Below are 715 nucleotides of genomic sequence, written 5' to 3'. Positions count from 1 at the left end.
GGCTGCTGGGCACCAGCGCCGGGCAGCTGAACGGCCGGCGGCTGGACCTGCCGGCGATCGACTAGCACTGCCCGCGCCCACACAACCATCCACCGTGCTGTAGCGTGTCCTTGGAACGAGAATTGGGACACGCTACAGCCGTCTTTTGAGAGAACCGACTCAAACGCAAAGGATTGCACCGCTAATGAGCATCAGCCACGACACCACCCTGCGCGGATTCGCCTCCGACAACTACTCCGGAGTGCATCCCGAAATCCTTGAGGCGATCGCCCGCGCCAACGGCGGGCACCAGGTGCCTACGGCGATGACCACTACACCGCCAAGCTCGATGAACTGGCCCGCGAAACCTTCGGCTCCCAGGCCGCGATCTTCCCGGTGTTCAACGGCACCGGGGCGAACGTGACCGCCCTGCAGTCGCTGCTGCCGCGCTGGGGTGCGGTGATCTGCGCCAGCACCGCGCACATCAACGTCGACGAGAACGGCGCCCCCGAACGCATCGGCGGCATGAAACTGCTGCCGGTGGAGTCCGAGGACGGCAAGCTGACCCCGGAGCTGATCGACCGCGAGGCCTGGGCTGGGGCGATGAGCACCGCGCCCAGCCGCTGGCCGTGTCGATCACCCAGGCCACCGAACTGGGCACCGTCTACACCCCGCAGGAGATCGAGGCGATCACCTCCCACGCCCACTCCAAGGCATGCGGGTGCGCCTGGACGGC

General features: G+C 67.0%; 1 pseudogene. It reads left to right on the top strand.

Going from position 1 to position 715, the window contains the following annotated elements:
* Positions 1-184 precede the first annotated feature (184 nt).
* Positions 185-715, top strand: a pseudogene (locus tag JCM19049_RS16510) (low specificity L-threonine aldolase); the annotation flags it as partial.

This window comes from Arthrobacter sp. JCM 19049 (genome assembly GCF_001310435.1).
The sequence above is the reverse complement of the archived record's forward strand: the minus strand, read 5'-3'. Positions and strand labels throughout refer to the sequence as shown.